Origin of the sequence: Kocuria rhizophila (assembly GCF_003667225.1) — a bacterium.
Classification (GTDB): Bacteria; Actinomycetota; Actinomycetes; order Actinomycetales; family Micrococcaceae; genus Kocuria; species Kocuria rhizophila.
In genome coordinates this window covers 22,089-43,176 of the sequence record NZ_RCOM01000012.1, presented here as the reverse complement: position 1 = coordinate 43,176, position 21,088 = coordinate 22,089, and the positions used below count along the sequence as shown (strand labels likewise).

Annotated in this window: 17 protein-coding genes; 13 read left to right on the top strand and 4 right to left on the bottom strand. The window is 70.4% G+C overall.

Annotated elements, in window-relative coordinates; translation table 11 throughout:
• The 4 genes from D9R02_RS03605 to D9R02_RS03590 form a co-directional block, all read right to left on the bottom strand.
• Positions 1-541, bottom strand: a 541-nt coding sequence (locus tag D9R02_RS03605; protein ID WP_121566351.1) for a transcriptional regulator, incomplete at its 3' end; no start/stop codon positions are given.
• Between the two features lie 75 nt (positions 542-616).
• Positions 617-3,229, bottom strand: coding sequence for a DEAD/DEAH box helicase (locus tag D9R02_RS03600; RefSeq protein WP_121566350.1), 2,613 nt, complete (start codon positions 3,227-3,229; stop codon positions 617-619).
• A 44-nt stretch (positions 3,230-3,273) separates the two neighbouring features.
• On the bottom strand, positions 3,274-4,278 hold the full coding sequence (locus D9R02_RS03595) for a bile acid:sodium symporter family protein (protein ID WP_070637870.1): 1,005 nt from the start codon (positions 4,276-4,278) through the stop codon (positions 3,274-3,276).
• The gene (locus D9R02_RS03590; RefSeq protein ID WP_070638537.1) at positions 4,275-4,931 is read right to left on the bottom strand and encodes an MBL fold metallo-hydrolase; all 657 of its coding nucleotides are present in this window, start codon (positions 4,929-4,931) and stop codon (positions 4,275-4,277) included. The genes D9R02_RS03595 and D9R02_RS03590 overlap by 4 nt, the downstream gene beginning before the upstream one ends.
• 176 nt (positions 4,932-5,107) lie before the next feature.
• Between D9R02_RS03590 and D9R02_RS03585 the strand changes: the two genes are divergently transcribed.
• The 13 genes from D9R02_RS03585 (at position 5,108) to secG (ending at position 21,043) form a co-directional block, all read left to right on the top strand.
• The gene (locus D9R02_RS03585) at positions 5,108-5,647 is read left to right on the top strand and encodes a MarR family winged helix-turn-helix transcriptional regulator (protein ID WP_059281205.1); all 540 of its coding nucleotides are present in this window, start codon (positions 5,108-5,110) and stop codon (positions 5,645-5,647) included.
• Positions 5,644-7,506, top strand: coding sequence for an MDR family MFS transporter (locus tag D9R02_RS03580; protein WP_102613268.1), 1,863 nt, complete (start codon positions 5,644-5,646; stop codon positions 7,504-7,506). The genes D9R02_RS03585 and D9R02_RS03580 overlap by 4 nt, the downstream gene beginning before the upstream one ends.
• Before the next feature lie 182 nt (positions 7,507-7,688).
• Positions 7,689-10,619 (top strand): excinuclease ABC subunit UvrA, encoded by a 2,931-nt coding sequence (uvrA, locus tag D9R02_RS03575; RefSeq protein WP_438819412.1) that lies wholly within the window; start codon positions 7,689-7,691, stop codon positions 10,617-10,619.
• Positions 10,616-11,305 (top strand): HAD hydrolase-like protein, encoded by a 690-nt coding sequence (locus D9R02_RS03570; RefSeq protein WP_223110159.1) that lies wholly within the window; start codon positions 10,616-10,618, stop codon positions 11,303-11,305. Before uvrA ends, D9R02_RS03570 begins: the two co-directional genes overlap by 4 nt.
• Positions 11,306-11,317: 12 nt before the next feature.
• Positions 11,318-12,007, top strand: a complete 690-nt coding sequence (locus tag D9R02_RS03565) for a lysophospholipid acyltransferase family protein (protein ID WP_059281209.1) — start codon at positions 11,318-11,320, stop codon at positions 12,005-12,007.
• The gene (uvrC, locus tag D9R02_RS03560; protein ID WP_059281210.1) at positions 12,000-14,066 is read left to right on the top strand and encodes an excinuclease ABC subunit UvrC; all 2,067 of its coding nucleotides are present in this window, start codon (positions 12,000-12,002) and stop codon (positions 14,064-14,066) included. Before D9R02_RS03565 ends, uvrC begins: the two co-directional genes overlap by 8 nt.
• Positions 14,067-14,123: 57 nt before the next feature.
• Positions 14,124-15,041 carry an RNase adapter RapZ gene (gene rapZ, locus D9R02_RS03555; RefSeq protein WP_019309159.1) on the top strand — a complete coding sequence of 306 codons (918 nt, stop codon included), beginning with the start codon at positions 14,124-14,126 and terminating at the stop codon, positions 15,039-15,041.
• A gap of 25 nt (positions 15,042-15,066) precedes the next feature.
• Positions 15,067-16,140: a gluconeogenesis factor YvcK family protein gene (locus D9R02_RS03550; RefSeq protein ID WP_019309160.1), complete on the top strand. Its 1,074-nt coding sequence runs from the start codon at positions 15,067-15,069 to the stop codon at positions 16,138-16,140.
• A 48-nt stretch (positions 16,141-16,188) separates the two neighbouring features.
• Positions 16,189-17,178 carry a DNA-binding protein WhiA gene (whiA, locus tag D9R02_RS03545; protein ID WP_047978254.1) on the top strand — a complete coding sequence of 330 codons (990 nt, stop codon included), beginning with the start codon at positions 16,189-16,191 and terminating at the stop codon, positions 17,176-17,178.
• A 237-nt stretch (positions 17,179-17,415) separates the two neighbouring features.
• On the top strand, positions 17,416-18,423 hold the full coding sequence (gene gap / locus D9R02_RS03540) for a type I glyceraldehyde-3-phosphate dehydrogenase (protein ID WP_019309162.1): 1,008 nt from the start codon (positions 17,416-17,418) through the stop codon (positions 18,421-18,423).
• A gap of 88 nt (positions 18,424-18,511) precedes the next feature.
• Positions 18,512-19,735, top strand: coding sequence for a phosphoglycerate kinase (locus D9R02_RS03535; protein WP_082141990.1), 1,224 nt, complete (start codon positions 18,512-18,514; stop codon positions 19,733-19,735).
• A 41-nt stretch (positions 19,736-19,776) separates the two neighbouring features.
• The gene (gene tpiA / locus D9R02_RS03530; RefSeq protein WP_047978252.1) at positions 19,777-20,592 is read left to right on the top strand and encodes a triose-phosphate isomerase; all 816 of its coding nucleotides are present in this window, start codon (positions 19,777-19,779) and stop codon (positions 20,590-20,592) included.
• 196 nt (positions 20,593-20,788) lie between these two features.
• Positions 20,789-21,043, top strand: a complete 255-nt coding sequence (gene secG, locus D9R02_RS03525) for a preprotein translocase subunit SecG (protein WP_039101201.1) — start codon at positions 20,789-20,791, stop codon at positions 21,041-21,043.
• Positions 21,044-21,088 lie beyond the last annotated feature (45 nt).

Here is a 21,088-nt window from a genome sequence, read left to right as displayed (position 1 = left end):
CCGCGTGCTCCTGGTGCCACAGGGCGGCGTCCAGGCGCCGGGACACGGAGGACTGCGTGATGCCCAGGTGCTCGGCCATCTGCCGCTGGGTCATCCCGGTCTCGGCCAGGGCCACGGCCGCGGCACCGGAGTCCGTGCGGCGCGCACGCACGGCACACAGCAGACCCAGCAGGGCGCCCGCGCGTTCGGCCCACTCGCCGCCGCGCACGGCGGGGCCACCGGCGTCCTTTGCGGCCTGGACCGCCTCGCGGGCCGCCACGAAGGCCGCCCCGGTGTTCTCCCGCGCCGCGTCGGCGAGCGGACGGTCCACCTCTCCGACGCCGAGTCCCACGTGCCACGAGCCGTCGTCGGCCAGGGTGACGGCGGCCTGCAGGGCGGCCGCGGCGTCGTCGTAGAGGGCCTGGAGCTCGTCCCCGGCGGTGATGTCCCACGCCACCAGCGGGCGGGGCAGGTCCCGGCGGCACGCCTCGAGGTGCTCACGCATGTCAAGCCGCTCGGCGTCCGCGCGGGAGTCGCGACGGTCCACGGTCAGTGCAAACACGAGCCGCTCCTCTCGGTCATGCGGTCCCACGTGCATAGTAGGTGATGATGCATCTCTGACTGCATGGTCGGGGTGTCAGCGGCCCGTGTCCGTCACCGGACCCACGTTGTCCACGAGTACGGCGGGAAAGCCGTCCTCGTCGGAGGCGGCCAGGTCGATGCGCGCGTTGATGCCCCAGTCGTGGTGGCCGTCAGGGTCGTCGAAGACCTGCACCACGGTCCAGAAGCCCGGCAGACCCTCGGGATGCTCGGTGATGCGGATCAGGGAGGGGCCGCGGGACTGGGCGTCGGTGTAGATGTCCTCGTACTCGTCGAAGTACGCGTCCATGGCGTCCGCCCAGCGGTCGCGGTCCCAGCCGGACTTCTCGTCCAGGGCTCCGAGCACCTTGTCCTTCTCCTGCGCGAAGAGCTCCACGCGCTGGAAGAGCGCGTTGCGCACCATCACACGGAACGCCCGCGGGTTGGAGGTCACGCCCTCGGGCTGCTCCGCGACAAGCTCCGCGAGGGAGTCGGCGCTGGTCCCGGAAGGGGACTCCTCGCCGGAGGCGAGCTTCTCCCACTCGTCCAGCAGGGAGTTGTCGGTCTGGCGGATGCTCTCGCCGAGCCACTCCACGAGGTCCGTGAGGGTCTCGGTGGTGGCATCCACGGGCACCGTCTGGCGAAGGGCCTTGTAGGCGTCAGAGAGATAGCGCAGCAGGATCCCCTCGGAGCGCGCCAGCCCGTAGTACTGCACGTAGTCCCCGAAAGTCATGGCGCGCTCGTACATGTCCCGCACGATCGACTTGGGGGACAGCTCGAACTGGGACACCCACGGGGCGGAACCCCGGTAGGTCTCGAAGGCCTGGTCCAGCAGCTCCTTCAACGGCTGCGGGTAGGTGATCTCGTCCAGTTCGCGCATGCGCTCCATGTACTCGAGGCCCTCGGCCTTCATGGTGGCCAGCGCCTCGCCCTTGACCTTCTTCTCCTGCATGTTCAGCACCTGGCGGGGCTTCTCCAGGGTGGCCTCCATGACCGAGACCACGTCCAGTGCATAGGTCTCGGACTCGGGGTCCAGCAGGCCCAGGGCCGCGAGCGCAAAGGGGGAGAGGGGCTGGTTGAGCGCGAAGTTCTCCTGCAGCTCGACCGTGAGGCGGTAGCGGCGCCCGGTCTCGTCCGGTTCGGGCAGGCGTACGACCACCCCGGCGCGCAGCAGCTCCTTGAGGATGGACAGGGCGTGGCGCAGCAGGGCGCGCTGCCGGGCGCGGGGCTCGTCCACCGAGGTGAGCAGCCGGTACCCCGCGGCGATGTTGTCCCCGGGGCGCTGCAGCATGTTGAGCACCATGGAGTGCGTGATGGCGAAGGACGAGCTCAGCTGCTCGGGGGTGGCCTCCACGAGGTGGTCGAAGGTCTTGCGGCTCCACGACACGAAGCCCTCGGGCGCCTTCTTCTTGGGCACTTGGCGCAGCTTCTTCTGGTCGTCGCCGTGCTTGGCACGCGCCTTGGCCATGGCGCGCTCGTTCTCGATCACGTGCTCGGGGGCCTGGACCACCACGGTACCGGCGGTGTCGTAGCCGGCCCGCCCGGCGCGGCCGGCGATCTGGTGGAACTCGCGCGCGCTGAGCCGGCGGGTGCGGCGGCCGTCGTACTTGGACAGCGCGGTGATCAGCACCGTGCGGATGGGCACGTTGATGCCCACGCCCAGGGTGTCCGTGCCGCAGATGACCTTGAGCAGCCCGGTCTGCGCCAGCTGCTCCACGAGCCGGCGGTACTTGGGCAGCATGCCCGCGTGGTGCACGCCGATCCCGTGGCGCACGAGCCGGTTGAGGGTCTTGCCGAAGCCCGCCGAGAAGCGGAAGTCTTTGATCAGCTCCGCGACCTGTTCCTTCTCCGCCTTGCTGAGCACGTCCACGGACATGAGGCTCTGCGCCTGCTCCGCGGCCGCCAGCTGGGAGAAGTGCACCACGTACACGGGAGCCTGGTGTGTGGTGAGCAGCTCCTCCAGCTCCTCGTGGATGGGCCGTTCGGAGTAGTAGAAGTGCAGCGGGATGGGCCGCTCGCCCGAAGAGACCAGGGACGTGGCCCGGCCCGTGGTGTCGGTGAGCCGCTGCTCGATTCGGGTGACGTCCCCCAGGGTGGCGCTCATGAGGAGGAACTGCGCCTGCGGCAGCTCGATGAGCGGCGCCTGCCACGCCCAGCCGCGCTGGGGGTCGGAGTAGAAGTGGAACTCGTCCATGACCACCAGGCCGAGGTCCGCGTCCGGTCCTTCGCGCAGCGCCACGTTCGCGAGGATCTCCGCGGTGCAGCACACGATGGGTGCCTCCGCGTTCACGGCGGAGTCCCCGGTGACCATGCCCACGTTCTCCGCCCCGAAGATCTCGCAGAGGTCGAAGAACTTCTCGGACACGAGCGCCTTGATGGGGGCGGTGTAGTAGGAGCGCTGCCCCCGCGCAAGCCCAGCGAAGTGCGCGGCCACGGCCACGGTGGATTTCCCGGAGCCCGTGGGCGTTGCGAGGATCACGTTGGACCCGTTGGCCACCTCCAGCACGGCCTCGTCCTGCGCCGGGTACAGCTCCATGTCCCGGGAGGCGATCCAGCCGAGGAACCCCTCGTAGATCTCGTTCTCGCTCAGCGGGTTGGATGCGAAGTCGCCGCGCAGGTACTGGTGACCGGGGGCGGAGAGGTCTGGGGCCAGGGAGTCGAGGAGTTTCATCCCCGCCAGCCTATCCGCCGCCGGGGACACCCACACGGGACGCGTCAGTCCACGACGACGCCGCGCGCGGCCTTCGCGTCCGCGCGGCGGCACAGCAGCGCGAACACGGCCCCGGAGAGGTTGTGCCAGACCGAGAACACCGCACCGGGCAGAGCGGCGAGCGGGGACATGTACTGGGCGGCCAGCCCGGCGGCGAGCCCCGAGTTCTGCATGCCCACCTCGATCGCGGTGGTGCGTCGGACGGCCGCGGGCTGTCCGGACAGACGCCCCACGAGCCAGCCGAGTGCCATGCCCAGCGCGTTGTGCACCGCCACGGCCACCAGGACAATCAGTCCCGCCTGCAGAATCTTCTCCGCGGACCCGGAGACCACGATGGCCACGATCACCGAGATCGCGAGCACCGAGAGCCACGGCAGCACGGGCAGCAGCCGGGTGATCATCCGGGGCAGCAGGAGACGCACCACCAGGCCGGCGAGCACGGGCAGCAGCACCACCACGGCGATGGAGCGGGCCATGGCCGCCCCGTTCAACGGCATGTACGCGCCGGCGAGCCACAGCGTCAGCAGGGGAGTGAGCAGGGGCGCCAGCAGGGTGGAGATCGAGGTCATGGTCACGGACACCGCCACGTCCCCGCGGGCCAGGTAGGACACCACGTTGGAGGCGGTGCCCCCGGGCGCGCAGCCCACCAGGATGACCCCGGCCGCGATCTCGGGCGGCAGTTGCAGGGCCCACGTGACGAGCACGGCGATCCCGGGCATGAGCACGTACTGCGCCAGGACCCCCAGCACGATCGGCACCGGCCGCCTGGCCACCAGCGCGAAGTCCGCGGGGCGCAGGGTGAGCCCCATCCCGAACATCACGAGTCCGAGCAGGGGGTTGGTCCAGCTCGCGGCCTGGTGGACGGTCGGTGCGAACAGGTACCCGCCCAGTCCGCCCGCGAGCACGAGCAGTGGGAACACCAGGACCGCCACGTAGGCGGCGCGGTCCGCGGAGGACTGCGCGGCGGCGTCGTGGCCGGTGGCATCCGCGGGCGAGGCGGGTGAGCTCACCAGCCGCGCTCTTCCCACTCCCGCAGGTGCGGCCGCTCGGCGCCCAGGGTGGTGGGCTCGCCGTGGCCCGGGTGGATCACGGTGTCGTCGTCGAACCGGTCGAAGATGCGCTCGGTGACGTCCCGGAAGAGCTGGCGGAAGTCCTCGGGGGAGTTCGTCTTCCCCAGCCCGCCGGGGAACAGGGAGTCCCCGGTGAAGATGTGGGCGGGACCCTCGGGATCCCGGTAGACCAGAGCGATCGAGCCGGGGGTGTGCCCGCGCAGCTCGAGAACCTCCAGCTCGATGCCGTCCAGCTCGGCGGTGTCACCGTTCTCGAAGGTGAGGTCCATGGGCACGGCGATGTCGGCCTCGTCCGAGGCGCCGCACGCGGTCATGGCCTCGGCGTGGGTGGCCACGGCCTCCAGCGCGCGCACGTGGTCCCAGTGCGAGTGCGTGGTGACGATCAGCTGCAGGTTGCCCCAGTCCGAGCAGTCCCCGGAGCCGGCGGCGACCATGCCCGCGATTGCACGGGCGTCGTCGGCGGCGTCGATGAGCACCTGGGTGCCCTCGGACTTGGAGGTGAGCAGGTAGACGTTGTTGTCCATCTCGCTCACCGAGATGCGGCGGATGGTGATCCGGGCGAGTTCGATGACCTCGGTCTGCGTGGCGATCATGCCCACGAGTGTAGGCGCCGGGAGCGGTGCGGGCGAATACCACGGGGGCCCGGGAGGCCACCCGGGGGAGATGGGGAACGCGGTGGACAGCATGCGGCGGAATATATATAGTTGCGTGAAGCAAATAATTGACGGGGAGTGGTGCGCCCACCGGCCAACTCCCGGAGGGGACAGGCATGGGCGTCTCGCACAAAACCGCCGAGGACCTGGTCCGCGACCTGTTGGAGCTGCAGCGGGCCACCCGAAGGGTGGTCAAGGCCACCGAGGCCCACCGGGCGCTGAGCGTGGTGCAGACCAACATCCTCACGCTGCTCAGCTGCGTGCCCGGACGGCGCGCCAAGGACATCGTGGCGGAGTCCACGCTCGGCGCCTCGGGGCTGAGCCGACACCTCGCCACCCTCGAGCAGCTCGGCCTCGTGACCCGCGCTCCGGACCCCGAGGACGGACGTGCGCAGATCGTGTCCATCACGGACGCGGGCCGGCACGCGCTGGACACCAACCTGCGGGCGGACGCGGAGAACCTCGTGTCGCGCCTCGGGGACCTCAGCGAGGGGGAGGCGGCGCGCGCGAGCGCGTCCCTGAACCGGATCACCGAGCTGTTCCTCGACTCGCTCGGGATGTCCCGGATGACCTCGCCGCCGTGGTCCGACCGCCCCCGAACCCCACAGACCAGCGCGCCCCGCGGCACCGGGTGCGGAGAGGAGCCCACCCCGTGACGCCACCCCACGACACCGCGCGCAGCACGCGCCCGGCACGCACGAGCCAGCAGGAGCACCGAGACGTCCTGCGGGCGCTGACCGGCATCCTGTCCGCCTTCTTCATGGCCATGGTCACGCTGACGATCATCGGCACCGCCCTGCCCGTGATCATGGCGGACCTGGGCGGGGACCAGACGGCGCTGTCCTGGACGGTGACCGGAACCCTGCTGGCCAACGCGGTCACCACGCCCATGTGGGGCAAGCTCGCGGATCTCTTCGACAAGAAGAAGCTCCTGCTGATGGCCATCGTGATCTTCGTGATCGGCTCCGGCGCGGCGGGTCTGGCACCGAGCATCGGCATGCTCGTGGTGGCCCGTGTGATCCAGGGTGTGGGGATGGGTGGGCTGATGGCTCTGGCCCAGACCATCCTGGGCACCATCATCCCGCCGCGTGAGCGCGGTCGCTACGCCGGGTACATGGGCGCCGTCATGGCCGTGGCCACGTCCGTGGGTCCGCTGCTGGGCGGGCTCATCGTGGACGCCTTCGGGTGGCGGTGGTGCTTCCTCATCCCGGTTCCCCTGTCCATCCTCGCGGCCATCCTGATCGTGAAGACCCTGCACCTGCCCGAGGTCACCCGGGACCGCACGCCCCAGGTGGACTTCCTGGGCATGGGGCTGCTCGCCGTGGCCACGTCCGCGCTGCTGCTGTGGGTCTCGTTCGCCGGGAAGCTCTTCGACTGGGGCTCGTGGGAGTCCGTCCTCCTGGCTGTCGTGGCGGTGCTGGGCGCTGTCGCGTTCGTGGCGGTCGAGCGCCGCGCGAGCGAACCCACCATGCCGCTGCACGTGATCACGGAGCGCACCACGGTGCTCGCGATCATCGCGGCGATCGCCACGGGTGCCGCGATGTTCGCCTCCACCACGTACCTGGGCCAGTACTTCCAGCTCGGCCAGGGGTACAGCCCCACCGAGTCGGGTCTGCTCATGCTCCCGCAGGTCGTGGGGTCCTTCCTGGGCTCGATGGTCGCCGGGCAGCTGATCTCCCGCTTCGGGCGGTGGAAGCGGATCCTCGTGGTCGGCGCCGTGGTCCTGGCCGTGGGCCTGTTCCTCGGCTCGCAGCTGACCCACACCACCCCCGCGTGGCTCGTGGGCGTCTACATCTGCCTGGTGGGCCTGGGTGTGGGCACGCTCAACCAGAACCTCGTGCTCGCCGTCCAGAACACCGTGGGCCTCAAGGACATGGGCTCCGCGTCCTCCGCCGTGGCCTTCTTCCGCACCGTGGGCGGCGCCGTGGCCGTCTCGCTGTTCGGTGCGCTGCTCACGCGCCACCTCACCACGGAGATGGCCGGCTTCGCCGCCGAGCACGGCATCGACGCCTCGGCCGCGCCCGACGCCGCGTCGATCGACTTCGCGGGTCTGCCCCCTTCCGCCCTCGAGGCCGTGCGCGAGGCGTACGGCACGGGCACCGGGCTGCTGTTCCTGGTGGCGGGCATCGCCTCGCTCGTGACCCTGCTGTGCGTGCTCCTCATGAAGGAGGTCCCGCTGCGCACCACCGTGGACGTGGCGGAGGTGGACCCGGACACGGGCCAGATCACCGTGGTGACCCGGCAGGTGGACCCGGTGGAGGCCGCCGGGCTGCGCATGCAGCGTGCGGAGACGGGGCAGATCCCCGTGATCGACCCGGACGCTACGGGTCTGCGCCGCGGCCGCGGCGAGCAGCACGTGGGCCCCGCGCGGGCGCCCCGGGCGGCGTCGGCCGCGGAGGAGGTGGCCGTTGAGAACCCGGCGCCGGAGCACTCGGGCCCCGGGCGTCACGCGCAGGGCGGGGTGGCCGACGACGCCGCCGGTCGTCCCACGGGCCGGGCTCGCCACCGCGCGTGAACCCGCACCGGGGCCGGGCGGCTGCTGCCGTGTCGGGGCCGGGTACTAGAGTTGCAGCCGTGTCAGAGCGAACCCACGAAACGTCCAGCGAACGCCCCTCCACGTCCGTTCTCGCGGAACGGACCGCGCAGGAGCACGCCCCCGCCACCCGCGCCTCAGGGGTCTCCGACCTCACGGAGATCGTGGTCCAGGGTGCCCGCGAGCACAACCTCAAGAACGTGGACCTCACCATTCCGCGGGACTCCATGGTGGTGTTCACGGGTCTGTCCGGATCCGGGAAGTCCTCCCTCGCGTTCGACACCATCTTCGCGGAGGGCCAGCGGCGCTACGTGGAGTCCCTGTCCTCCTACGCCCGCATGTTCCTGGGCCGGGTGGACAAGCCGGACGTCGACTTCATCGAGGGGCTGTCCCCGGCGGTGTCGATCGACCAGAAGTCCACGTCTCGCAACCCGCGCTCCACGGTGGGCACCATCACCGAGATCTACGACTACATGCGCCTGCTCTGGGCCCGCATCGGCCGGGCCCACTGCCCGGTGTGCGGCGAGCCCATCACCCGGCAGACCTCCCAGCAGATCGTGGACCAGCTGCTCGAGCTGCCGGAGCGCACCCGCTTCATGGTGCTGGCGCCCGTGGTCAAGGGCCGCAAGGGCGAGTTCCAGGACCTCTTCCAGCAGCTGAGCCAGCAGGGCTACGCGCGCGCCGTGGTGGACGGCGAGACCGTGCAGCTCGAGGACGCCCCCAAGCTCAAGAAGCAGTACAAGCACACCATCGACGTGGTGGTGGACCGCCTCACCGCCAAGCCGGATGCCCGCCAGCGGCTCACGGACTCCGTGGAGACCGCGCTGAACCTCGCGGACGGCCGCGTGGTCGTGGAGCTCGTGACCCGCGAGGGGGAGGAGTCCCCGTGGCAGGACGTGCGGCGCACGTTCTCCGAGAACCTCGCGTGCCCCAACGAGCACGAGCTGCAGACGGACGAGATCGAGCCCCGCTCGTTCTCCTTCAACGCGCCCTTCGGCGCGTGCCCCGAGTGCGACGGCATCGGCTCGCGGCTCGAGGTGGACGAGGACCTCGTGGTGCCCAACCCGGATCTCTCCATCGTGGAGGGCGCCATCGCCCCGTGGTCCCTCGGCAAGGCCACGAGCGAGTACTGGAACCGGCTGCTCGCGGGCCTCGGCAAGGAGGTGGGCTTCGACATGGTCACACCGTGGAAGGATCTTCCCGCCAAGGCGCGCAAGGCCGTGCTCGAGGGCAAGGACCACAAGGTCACCGTGGCCTACCGCAACCGGTGGGGCCGCGAGCGCAAGTACTCGCAGGGCTTCGAGGGCGTGTACGGCTACATCAAGCGCAAGCACGAGGAGACCGAGTCCGACCACGCCAAGGACCGCTACGAGCAGTACATGCGCCAGGTGGCGTGCCCCGCGTGCGGCAGTGCCCGGCTGAACCCCACCATTCTGGGCGTGACCGTGGGCGGGAAGAGCATTGCGGAGGCCACCCGGCTGCCCATGCGGGAGTCGCTCACGTTCTTCGAGGAGCTCGAGCTCAGCGACCGTGACGCGCAGATCGGCGACCAGGTGCTCAAGGAGATCGTCGCGCGCCTGACGTTCCTGATCGACGTGGGGCTCGACTACCTCAACCTCGAGCGCGCGGCGGCCACGCTGTCCGGCGGCGAGGCGCAGCGCATCCGCCTGGCCACGCAGATCGGTGCGGGACTCGTCGGGGTGCTCTACGTCCTGGACGAGCCCTCGATCGGTCTGCACCAGCGTGACAACCGCCGCCTCATCGACACCCTCCTGCGGCTGCGGGACATGGGGAACACGCTCATCGTGGTCGAGCACGACGAGGACACCATGCGCGAGGCCGACTGGATCGTGGACGTGGGCCCGGGTGCGGGCATCCACGGCGGCGACGTGGTGCACTCCGGGACCTACGAGCAGCTTCTCGAGAACCGGAAGTCGATCACCGCGGACTACCTCACCGGCCGGTCACTGATCGAGGTGCCCGCCCGGCGTCGTCCGGTGGACCGCAAGCGGCAGCTCACCGTGGTGGGGGCCAAGGAGAACAACCTCCAGAACCTCACGGTGGACTTCCCCCTGGGCGTCTTCGTGGCGGTCACCGGAGTCTCCGGGTCCGGCAAGTCCACGCTGGTCAACGACATCCTCTACACCAGCCTGGCCAACCAGCTCAACGGCGCCAAGCAGGTGCCCGGGCGGCACCGGCGCATCGACGGCCTGGAGCACCTGGACAAGGTGGTGCACGTGGACCAGAGCCCGATCGGGCGCACCCCGCGCTCCAACCCCGCCACCTACACCGGGGTGTTCGACCGGATCCGCAAGCTGTTCGCGGAGACCCAGGAGGCCAAGGTGCGCGGCTACCAGCAGGGCCGCTTCTCCTTCAACGTCAAGGGCGGGCGCTGCGAGGCGTGCTCCGGGGACGGCACCCTGAAGATCGAGATGAACTTCCTCCCGGACGTCTACGTGCCCTGCGAGGTGTGCAAGGGCGCCCGGTACAACCGGGAGACCCTGGAGGTGCACTACAAGGGCAAGAACATCGCCGAGGTGCTCGACATGCCCATCGAGGAGGCCGCGGAGTTCTTCGCGCCCTTCACCGCGATCGCGCGCTACCTCAACACCCTCGTGGAGGTGGGTCTGGGCTACGTGCGCCTCGGCCAGCCCGCCACCACGCTCTCCGGCGGTGAGGCGCAGCGAGTGAAGCTCGCCGCCGAGCTGCAGAAGCGCTCCAACGGCCGCACCATCTACGTGCTGGACGAGCCCACCACGGGGCTGCACTTCGAGGACATCCGCAAGCTGCTGAAGGTGCTGCAGAGCCTCGTGGACAAGGGCAACAGCGTGATGACCATCGAGCACAACCTGGACGTGGTGAAATCCGCGGACTGGATCGTGGACCTCGGACCGAACGGCGGTTCCGGGGGCGGCACCGTGGTGGCGCAGGGCACCCCGGAGGAGGTGGCCGAGAACGAGGACAGCTTCACCGGGCAGTTCCTGCGCGAGGTGCTGGAGAACTCGGCGGCCCGTGAGAGCGCCCACCGGGCCGGCTCCCCGGAACCCGTGGCGGCCGCCACGGGGCAGGGCGGGGCCCACGGGGCGTCGTCGTGAGCGGTCAGCGTCCCGTGGTGCTGTGGGACCTGGACGGAACGGTCCTGGACCCGGCCGGCGCCATCACGGAGGGCATCGCCGAGGCGCTGTGGGCGTGCGGCTTCGAGGCGCCCGAGAACCTGGAGCGGTTCGTGGGCCCGCCCATCGGAGAGTCGCTGCGGCGCTTCACGGACGTCCCCGAGGAGCAGATCCCCCAGGTGGTCTCCGTCTACCGTTCCGGCTACCTCACGGAGGGGCTCGAACGGACACGCATCTATCCGGGGATCGGGGAGATCCTGCAGTCGCTGCACGCGAGCGGGGTGCGCCAGGCCGTGGCGACCCAGAAGCCGGAGCACATCGCGGTGGAGGTCGTGTCCAGGTTCGGGCTGGGGGAGTACTTCGAGACCGTGAGCGGCGCCTCGGACGACCTCGCCCCGCCCACGAGCGGTGCCGGGCAGATGCACGACAAGCCCGCCATCGTGGGTGAGGCCCTGCGTCGGCTGGGTGCCCTGCCGCCGGATCCGGCGCGCACGGTCATGATCGGTGACCGCAGCTACGACGCCGACGGCGCGCGCAGCCACGGCATCGACTGCCTGGGCGCGGGGTGGGGTTTCGCACAGCCCGGCGAGCTGGACACGGGGTGTGCCGCGCTCGCCCGTGAGCCTGGTGATTTGGCACACTTGCTCAGTCGGTACACGGACCTCTAGGGAGCACGGGCAATGATCACCAAGTACGACCTGACCAAGGCCACGGTGGCGCGGGCCCTGCGTGTCGTGTGCCGCCCCGTGGTCACCGGCCTGGACCGGCTGCCCGAGACCGGCCCCGTGATCATCGCGTCCAACCACCTCACCTTTCTGGACTCGGTCATCATCTCGGCGTTCATGCCGCGGCGCGTGAAGTTCATCGCCAAGGCGGAGTACGTCAACAGCCCCGGGATCAAGGGGAAGTTGATGCGCGAGGCCTTCGAGTTCATAGACATCATCCCCGTGGCCCGCGGCCAGCAGAGCGAGTCCGTGGCGGCCCTGCAGCCCGCGGTGGAGCACCTGCGGGAGGGCAAGGTCTTCGGCATCTACCCCGAGGGCACCCGCTCGCGGGACGGCTACCTGTACCGTGGCCACTCCGGGGTGGCGTACCTGGCCTACCTCACGGGCGCCCCCGTGGTCCCAGTGGGAATGATCGGGACCCAGCGGCTGCAGCCGCCGGGCGCCACGATGATCCGCCCCGCCAAGTTCGAGATGCACGTGGGCGAACCCATCACGGTGGCCCACGCGGGGGAGCAGCAGACGGGCAGGATGCGCAAGGAGCTCGTGGCGCAGGTCATGGACACGATCGCGGAGCTCTCCGGCCAGCCCCGCAAGGACGTGTACAACGTCTCGCCGTCCGCGGGGAGGGATCTGGGGCGTGGCTGACCCGGCCAGCTACCGGCCGGCGCGCCAGGACATCCCCACCAACCCGGGGGTGTACCGCTTCCGCGACGAGCACGGCCGCGTGATCTACGTGGGCAAGGCCAAGAACCTGCGCAACAGGCTGTCCTCGTACTTCGCGCCGCTGCACCAGCTCGCTCCCAAGACCCGTGCCATGGTCACCACGGCCGCCGCGGTGCAGTGGACCGTGGTGGGCTCCGAGTTCGAGTCCCTGCAGCTCGAGTACACGTGGATCAAGGAGTTCGCCCCGCGGTTCAACATCGCCTACCGGGACGACAAGTCCTATCCGTACCTTGCGGTCACCATGTCCGAGGACGTGCCGCGCGCCATGGTGACGCGCGGTGAGAAGAAGCCCGGCAACCGCTACTTCGGCCCGTACTCCCAGGCGTGGGCCATCCGGGACTCCCTCGACGCCCTGCTGCGGGTGTTTCCCGTGCGCACGTGCACCAAGGGCGTGTACCAGCGTGCCGAGCGCAGCGGCCGGCCGTGCCTGCTGGGCTACATCGACAAGTGCTCCGCGCCGTGCGTGGGCGAGATCTCCCAGGAGGACCACCGGGCCCTCGCGGACGACCTCTGCCGCTTCATGGCCGGGCACGCCAAGCCGTACATCCGGGAGCTCACCCGTCAGATGAACGAGGCCGCCGAGGCCATGGACTTCGAGACCGCCGCGGCGCGCCGCGACGACATCGGGGCGCTCGAGCGGGTGTTCGAGCGCAACACGGTGGTGCTGCCCGACTCCACGGACGCGGACTTCTTCGCGATCGCGGAGGATGAGCTGGAGGCCGCCGTGCAGGTGTTCCACGTCCGCGGGGGACGCATCCGGGGCCAGCGCGGCTGGATCACGGAGAAGGTGGAGGACGTCACCACCCCCCAGCTGATGACCCACCTGCTGCGGCAGGTCTACGGCGAGGTGCACTCGGAACTGGCCCCGGCGGCGTCGGGCCGCAGACGGAGCGCGCGGCAGGGCAGCGAGGACGTGGTGGGTCAGCACCGGCGCACCTCGGAGCTCGCGTACCGCCAGGACACCGTCCCGCGCGCTGTCCACGTGAGCGTGGAGCCGGACGAGGCGGACGAGATCGCCGGGTGGCTCAGCGAGCTGCGCGGCTCCCAGGTCACGGTGCAGCGCCCGCAGCGCGGGGACAAGGCGCAGCTGCTCGAGACGGTCGCGGAGAACGCCCGGCAGGCGCTGACCCTGCACAAGTCCCGCCGGGCCGGGGACCTGACCACGCGCTCGGCGTCCCTGCAGCAGCTGCAGGAGGCCCTGGACCTCCCGGACGCCCTCATGCGCATCGAGTGCTACGACATCTCCCACGTGCAGGGCACCAACGTGGTGGCGTCCATGGTGGTGTTCGAGGACGGGCTGCCGCGCAAGTCCGAGTACCGCAAGTTCTCGATCACCGGGGACGCCGCCCGGGACGACACAGCCTCCATGTACGACGTGATCCACCGGCGCTTCTCGCGCCACGTGGAGCAGCAGAAGCGTGCGGCGGAGAAGGGCGTGAGCACGGGGGAGGTGGCCGCCCAGGAGGAGGAGCCCACGTCCCGCGCGTTCGCGTACCCGCCCAACCTGGTGGTGGTGGACGGCGGCCCTCCCCAGGTGGCCGCGGCGCAGCGTGCGCTGGACGACCTCGGCGTCACGGACGTCCACGTGGTGGGCCTGGCGAAGCGCCTCGAGGAGGTCTGGATCCCGGACGACGAGTTCCCCGTGATCCTGCCCCGCGCCTCCGAGGGCCTGTTCCTCATGCAGCGCATCCGGGACGAGGCCCACCGCTTCGCCATCACTTTCCACCGGCAGAAGCGCTCCAAGGCCATGACCGTCTCCGCGCTGGACGAGATCCCCGGACTGGGCCCCGCCAAGCAGAGGGCGCTGCTCAAGCACTTCGGCTCCGTCAAGAAGCTGCGGGCCGCCGCACCGGAGGACATGCTCGCGGTCAAGGGCGTGGGACCGGCACTGGCCGTCAAGGTGGCGCAGGCCCTGGGAGGGCAGGCGGCGGCGTCGTCCGGGCCCGCGGTCGACACGGAGACGGGCGAACTGCTCGACTGATCTGGTCTACCCTGGAGGGGAACCTTGCAGTCGGCAGATCAGGCGGTCCGTCACCCCATGAGCACCCCACCCCCGGATGCCTCGGCCCCCGCGCTGGAGCCGGTGAAGCCCCCCACGGCCGAGCTGCTGATCGTCACGGGGATGTCCGGTGCCGGCCGCTCCACCGCGGCCCATGCCCTGGAAGACCTCGGGTGGTACGTGGTGGACAACCTGCCGCCGCAGATGCTGGGGACCCTCGCGGACCTGGCCTCCCGCACCCCGCAGACGCTGCCCAAGCTCGCCGTGGTGATCGACGTGCGAGGCAAGGCCCTGTTCAACGACATGCGCGAGACGCTGGCCGCCCTGGAGACCTCGGGCGTGGACTTCTCGGTGCTGTTCCTGGAGGCCTCGGACGAGGTCCTGGTGTCCCGCTACGAGCTCCAGCGCCGCCCGCACCCGCTGCAGGCCGGCGGGCGGATCCTGGACGGCATCAAGGCGGAGCGGGAGCTGCTGCGTGATCTGCGCGAGACCGCGGACTCCGTGCTGGACACCACGTCCTTCAACGTCCACGCCCTGACCAAGGCCGTGGCGGACATGTTCTCCACGAGCGGGCCCGTGGTGCTGCGCCTCACCGTGATGAGCTTCGGCTTCAAGTACGGAGTGCCGGCGGACGCCAACTACGTGGCGGACGTCCGCTTCATCCCCAACCCGCACTGGGTGCCCGCCCTGCGCCCACGCACGGGCAAGGACCCCGAGGTGCGGGACTACGTCTTCGGCAACGACGGCGCGCGGACGTTCGTGGACCGCTTCGTGTCCATGCTCGAACCGGTCTTCGCCGGCTACCGCAACGAGAGCAAGCACTACGCCACCATCGCCATCGGGTGCACGGGCGGCAAGCACCGCTCCGTGGCCATCACCGAGGAGGTCGCCCGGCGGCTCAGCAAGTCGCCCCGGGTGACCGTCAACATCCAGCACCGGGACATGGGCCGCGAGTAGCCTGCCCCCAGACATGACGGAATCGATGAGTTCACTTCCCACCACGGGTGCCCTGCCCCGGTTGCCCCTGAGCAGCCGGCGTGACGTGGACCCCTACCACTCCCTGGACCCCTCCGCCCGGGACGCTCTGACCGACGCGGACTCGGTGGTGGCCCTCGGCGGCGGCCACGGGCTCTCCGCGAGCCTCTCCGCGCTGCGGCTGCTGGCCCCCGCCCTGACCGCCGTGGTCACGGTCGCGGACGACGGCGGGTCGTCCGGTCGGCTGCGCAACGACCTCGGCGTGCTGCCGCCGGGCGATCTGCGGATGGCGCTGGCGGCCCTGTGCGACGACTCCCAGTGGGGCCGCACCTGGAGCGACGTGATGCAGCACCGCTTCAGCATCGAGGGGCACCCGGACGAGGGACTGGACAACCACGCCCTGGGCAACCTGCTTATCGTGACCCTGTGGGAGCTGCTGGGAGACCCCGTGGAGGGACTGCGCTGGGCGGGGGCCCTGCTCGGGGCACGCGGTCAGGTGCTGCCCATGAGCTGCACTCCGCTCGTGATCGAGGGGGACGTCTCCCCGGGCAGCAGCCCCACGGTCGCCTGCCCGCCCGAGGCCGTCACGCGCACGGTCACGGGGCAGGCGCGCCTCGCCAAGGAGGCGGACGTGTGCAACGTGCGTCTCTGCCCGGCGGACGCCGAGGCGTGCCCGGAGGCCGTCACCGCGATCGAGGAGGCGGCCTGGGTGGTGCTCGGCCCCGGCTCGTGGCACACGTCCGTGCTTCCGCACCTGCTGCTGCCTCAGCTGCGGGATGCCATCTGTGCTTCTCCCGCCAAACGGCTGGTCACGCTCAACCTCTCCCGCGACTCGGAGACCCTCAGCATGGGCTCGGGGGACCAGCTGCGGGTCCTCAAACGCTACGCCCCGGAGCTGCGCCTGGACGTGGTGCTCGCGGACCCGTCCGCGGCCGAGTCCCCCAAGGACGTGGAGGCCGCCGCGGCGCAGCTCGGCGCGGTGGTGCACTGGGACTCCCTCCGGGACAAGGACGGCGGCTCGGTGCACAACCCCTTCAAACTGGCCGCGGCCTACCAGCAGATCATGAACGCGGAGCACTGACCGGGGCAGCCCCGGCCCCGCCCGAGCACGACAAGGAGATCGACGTCTATGGCATTGACCGCCTCGGTCAAGGAAGAACTCGCCCACCTGCAGGTGCGCAAGTCCGCGGTGCGCGCGGCGGAGCTGTCGGCCCTGCTGCGCTTCGCGGGCGGGCTGCACATCGTGGGCGGGCGAATCGTGGTGGAGGCGGAGCTGGACACGGAGTCCGTGGCACGCCGCGCAGCACGCACGGTGGGGGAGGTCTTCGGCCACGACTGCGAGCTCGGGGTGATCAGCGGCGGCGGTCTGCGCCGGGACCGCACCTGGGTGGTGCGGGTCGCCCGCGACGGCGAGGCCCTCGCCCGGCGCACGGGACTGCTGGACGCCCACGGCCGGCCCGTGCGCGGGCTGCCCCCCACGGTGGTCAACGGCAGCGTGGAGGAGTCCGCGGCCGTGATCCGCGGCGCGTTCCTGGCGCACGGCTCCCTCACGGAGCCCGGTCGCGCGGCCGCCATGGAGTTCACGTGCCCGGGACCGGAGGCGGCCCTCGCGCTCGTGGGCTCCGCGCGCCGTCTGGACGTCCTCGCCAAGGCGCGGCAGGTGCGCGGCGTGGACCGCGTCGTCGTGCGCGACGGCGACACGATCGCCGCGCTGCTCACGCGCCTGGGCGCCCACCGCGCCCTGCTCCAGTGGGAGGACCGGCGCATGCGAAAGGAGGTGCGGGCCACGGCCAACCGGCTCGCGAACTTCGACGACGCCAACCTGCGGCGTTCCGCGCAGGCCGCCGTCACGGCGGGAGCCAAGGTGGAGCGCGCCCTCGACATCCTGGGCGAGGACGCCCCCGAGCACCTGCGCGCGGCCGGGCGGCTGCGCGTGGCCAACAAGCAGGCGAGCCTGGACGAGCTGGGCCGGCTTTCAGACCCGCCGCTGACCAAGGACGCGATCGCGGGCCGGATCCGCCGGCTGCTGGCCATGGCCGACCGCCGCGCGGAGGAGCTCGGCGTGGCCACCACCACGGAGTTCGCGGCCCAGGCGGGCGGGGAGCGGCGGCGCGGATAGTACCAGCCGCCCGTGACCCCGCAGTGAATGTTGGTTCATGTGGGGTTTGCGAACAAGTGGCGCGTCGGTCCCCGCAGCACTGTCCTCGCGACGCCGGACGCGCTAGAATGGACACGGAAGAGCAGGTGGGCCCGTTGGTCGCCGAGCACTCCGGGTGTGGGAATCATACCGAATGGTTTTGATCCCACATCCAGGCGATCACCGTCCGCCGCACACCCACACGCAGAGGAGAACGCAGTGACAGTCAAGGTTGCCATCAACGGATTCGGACGCATCGGCCGTTGCTTCGCGCGGGCCCTGTACACCCACCACGGCCACGACATCGAGCTGGTGGCCGTGAACGACCTCACCGCCCCGGAGACCTTGAAGCACCTGTTCGAGTTCGACTCCGTCATGGGTCGGCTGGGCTCCAAGGTCACCCTGGACGGTGACGTGATGTCGGTGGACGGCCACCAGGTGAAGTTCTTCGCCGAGGCCGATCCCTCCAAGCTGCCGTGGGGCGAGCTCGGGGTGGACATCGTGGTCGAGTCCACGGGCAAGTTCACCACCGGCCCCAAGATGCAGGCCCACCTGGACGCCGGCGCCAAGAAGGTCGTCCTCTCCGCCCCGGGCAAGGAGGTGGACGGCACCTTCGTGTACGGCGTGAACCACGAGAGCTACGATCCCGCCACCATGAACCTGGTGTCCGCGGCGTCCTGCACCACCAACTGCCTGGCCCCGCTGGCCAAGGTCATCAACGACGAGTTCGGCATCGAGCGCGGCCTGATGACCACCATTCACGCGTACACCGGCGACCAGCGCCTGCACGACGCCCCGCACAAGGACCTGCGCCGCGCCCGCGCCGCGGCCCTGAGCATGATTCCCACCACCACCGGTGCCGCCGCGGCCGTGGGCCTCGTGCTCCCGGAGCTCAAGGGCAAGCTGGACGGCTTCGCCGTGCGCGTCCCGGTCCCCACGGGCTCGCTCGTGGACCTCACCGTGGACGTCCGCGAGGACGTCACGGTCGAGTCCGTGAACGCCGCCGTCAAGAAGGCCGCGGAGGGCCCCTTCCAGGGCATCATCGAGTACTCCGAGGAAGCGCTGGTGTCCAAGGACATCGAGGGCTACGACGTCTCCACCGTGTTCGACGCGCCGCTGACCAAGGTGATCGACAACCAGGTCAAGGTCATCGCGTGGTACGACAACGAGTGGGGCTACACCATCCGCCTCGTGGACTTCGTGTCCTACGTGGCCGATAAGCTCTGAGACAGACCGCTCAGTGGCGCCGGTGCCCCGAGGGTGCCGGCGCCATTGTCGTCAGCAAGCGTTCACCACAGGGAAAGGGATGACAGACATGGCCAAGTCTTTGGACGATCTCATTGCGGAGGGGGTCGCGGGTCGCCGCGTCCTGGTGCGTTCGGACCTCAACGTCCCGCTGGACGGCTCCACCGTGACGGACGACGGTCGCGTGCGGGCCTCGCTGCCGGTGCTGGAGAAGCTCGCCGACGCCGGGGCGCGGGTCATCGTCATGGCCCACCTCGGCCGCCCCAAGGGCACCGTGGACCCCAAGTACTCGATCAAGCCGGCCGCGGACCGTCTCGCTGAGCTCTCCGAGGCGCCGGTTCTGGTGGCCGCCGACGTGGTGGGCGAGGACGCCCGGGCCAAGGCGGAAGCGCTGCAGGACGGTCAGATCCTCGTGTTGGAGAACGTCCGCTACGATCCCCGCGAGACCTCCAAGGACGACGCCGAACGGGGCGAGTTCGCGGCCGAGCTCGCGGCCCTGACCGGTGAAAACGGCGCCTACGTGGACGACGCCTTCGGGGCGGTTCACCGCAAGCACGCCTCCGTGTACGACATCGCGCAGAAGCTCCCGGGCTACCTGGGTGACCTCGTCAAGACCGAGGTGGACGTGCTGAGCAAGGTGATCTCCGATCCCGAGCGCCCGTTCGTGGTGGTAATGGGCGGTTCCAAGGTCTCCGACAAGCTCGCGGTGATCGACAACCTGATCGGCAAGGCGGACTCCCTGCTGATCGGCGGCGGCATGGTGTTCACGTTCCTCGCCGCCCAGGGCCACGCCGTGGGGTCCTCCCTGCTGGAGAAGGACCAGATCGAGACGGTCAAGGGCTACCTGGACCGGGCCGAGAGCGCGGGCACCGAGATCGTGCTGCCGGTCGACGTCGTCTACGCCTCCCGCTTCGCCGAGGACGCCGAGCACGAGGTGCGCCCCGTGGCGGACATCGAGGGTGGCTCGATCGGCGACTCCGGACTGGGTCTGGACATCGGGCCCGAGTCCGCCAAGCTCTTCGCAGAGCGGATCGGGCAGGCCAGGACCGTGTTCTGGAACGGTCCCGTGGGCGTGTTCGAGATGGCGGCGTTCGCCGGAGGCACCAAGGCCGTGGCCGAGGCGCTGGCCACCTCGGACGCCATGAGCGTGATCGGCGGCGGCGACTCCGCCTCCGCCGTGCGCAACCTGGGGTACCGAGACGAGCAGTTCGGTCACATCTCCACCGGGGGCGGCGCCTCCCTGGAGTTTATCGAGGGCAAGGAGCTGCCGGGCGTCGTCGCGCTCGGAGCCTGAGCACCCCTCGGCGGTCCGTCCCACAGCGAAGGAGAACCAGCATGACCACGCAGACCAACGGTGCTTTCGACCGCACGCCCCTGATCGCGGGCAACTGGAAGATGAACATGGACCACACGCAGGGCATCGCCCTGCTGCAGAAGCTCGCCTGGACGCTCAAGGACGCCAAGCACGACTTCTCGCGCGTGGAGGTGGCGGTGTTCCCGCCCTTCACGGACCTGCGCTCGGTGCAGTCCGTGGTGGAGGGGGACGGGCTGCAGGTCCGCTACGGTGCCCAGGACCTCTCGGACCAGGACTCCGGCGCCTACACGGGTGACGTGTCCGGGCAGTTCCTGGCCAAGCTCGGGTGCACCTACGCCCTCGTGGGCCACTCGGAGCGCCGGGCCATCCACGAGGAGTCGGACGAGACGTGCCGGGACAAGGTCCGCGCGGCCATCCGCCACGGGCTGACCCCGGTGCTGTGCGTGGGGGAGGGCCTCGAGGAGCGCCAGGCCGGTAACCACGTGTCCTATACCCTCGAGCAGCTGCGCGGGAGCCTTGCCGAGCTCTCGGAGGGTGAGCTCGAGGGTCTCGTGGTGGCGTACGAGCCCGTGTGGGCCATCGGTACCGGGGAGGTGGCCGGGCCGGAGGACGCGCAGGAGATGTGCCACGCCATCCGTGACGAGCTGAGCTCGCTGCACAGCAAGGGCTTTTCCGACGCCACGCGCATCCTGTACGGGGGGTCGGTCAAGTCCTCCAACGTGGCGTCCATCCTCTCCGGCGCGGACGTGGACGGTGCCCTGGTGGGCGGCGCGAGCCTCGACGCGGAGGAGTTCGCCAAGATCGCGCGCTTCGAGCAGCACCTGGTCACCGGCTGACCGGCGCGCGGGCGGACCAGGGAGGAAGCTCTTCCCAGGTCCGATTCGGGACCCCTCGCGCTTGCGCGAGGGGTTTCCCAGTGTCCGCCTGTAAACTGTCCCGAGAATCCGCGTCTGTGCCCCGGGCCGGAGGCCGCTCACGCGGCCGCGGGGGCACCCGCGCAGCAGTCCCAGCCATCGTGAAGTGAGGCAATTCGTGGAGATCCTCCAGATCGCCCTGCAGGTCGTCATCGTGGTGACCAGCATCCTGTGCATCATGTTCGTCCTGCTCAACAAGGGCAAGGGAGGCGGGCTCTCCGACATGTTCGGTGGCGGCATGACGCAGTCCCTGAACACCTCGGGCGCCGCCCAGAAGAACGTGGTGCGCATCACCACGGTGCTCGCCATCGTGTGGGCCCTGTCGATCGTGTGCTACGCGCTCGTGCTGCGCTTCGGCCCTCCGGCCGCCTGACCCCGGCGCACCGCACGCGGGCCGGCAACCGGCCACGCCCGGCAC

What these genes read in the sequence shown, in the direction of transcription:
- D9R02_RS03600 (WP_121566350.1), bottom strand. Translation starts at nt 3,229, where the DNA reads ATGAAACTCCTCGACTCCCTGGCCCCAGACCTCTCCGCCCCCGGTCAC.
- D9R02_RS03590 (WP_070638537.1), bottom strand. Translation starts at nt 4,931, where the DNA reads ATGATCGCCACGCAGACCGAGGTCATCGAACTCGCCCGGATCACCATC.
- D9R02_RS03585 (WP_059281205.1), top strand. Translation starts at nt 5,108, where the DNA reads ATGGGCGTCTCGCACAAAACCGCCGAGGACCTGGTCCGCGACCTGTTG.
- D9R02_RS03565 (WP_059281209.1), top strand. Translation starts at nt 11,318, where the DNA reads ATGATCACCAAGTACGACCTGACCAAGGCCACGGTGGCGCGGGCCCTG.
- rapZ (WP_019309159.1), top strand. Translation starts at nt 14,124, where the DNA reads ATGAGCACCCCACCCCCGGATGCCTCGGCCCCCGCGCTGGAGCCGGTG.
- D9R02_RS03550 (WP_019309160.1), top strand. Translation starts at nt 15,067, where the DNA reads ATGAGTTCACTTCCCACCACGGGTGCCCTGCCCCGGTTGCCCCTGAGC.
- whiA (WP_047978254.1), top strand. Translation starts at nt 16,189, where the DNA reads ATGGCATTGACCGCCTCGGTCAAGGAAGAACTCGCCCACCTGCAGGTG.
- D9R02_RS03535 (WP_082141990.1), top strand. Translation starts at nt 18,512, where the DNA reads ATGGCCAAGTCTTTGGACGATCTCATTGCGGAGGGGGTCGCGGGTCGC.
- tpiA (WP_047978252.1), top strand. Translation starts at nt 19,777, where the DNA reads ATGACCACGCAGACCAACGGTGCTTTCGACCGCACGCCCCTGATCGCG.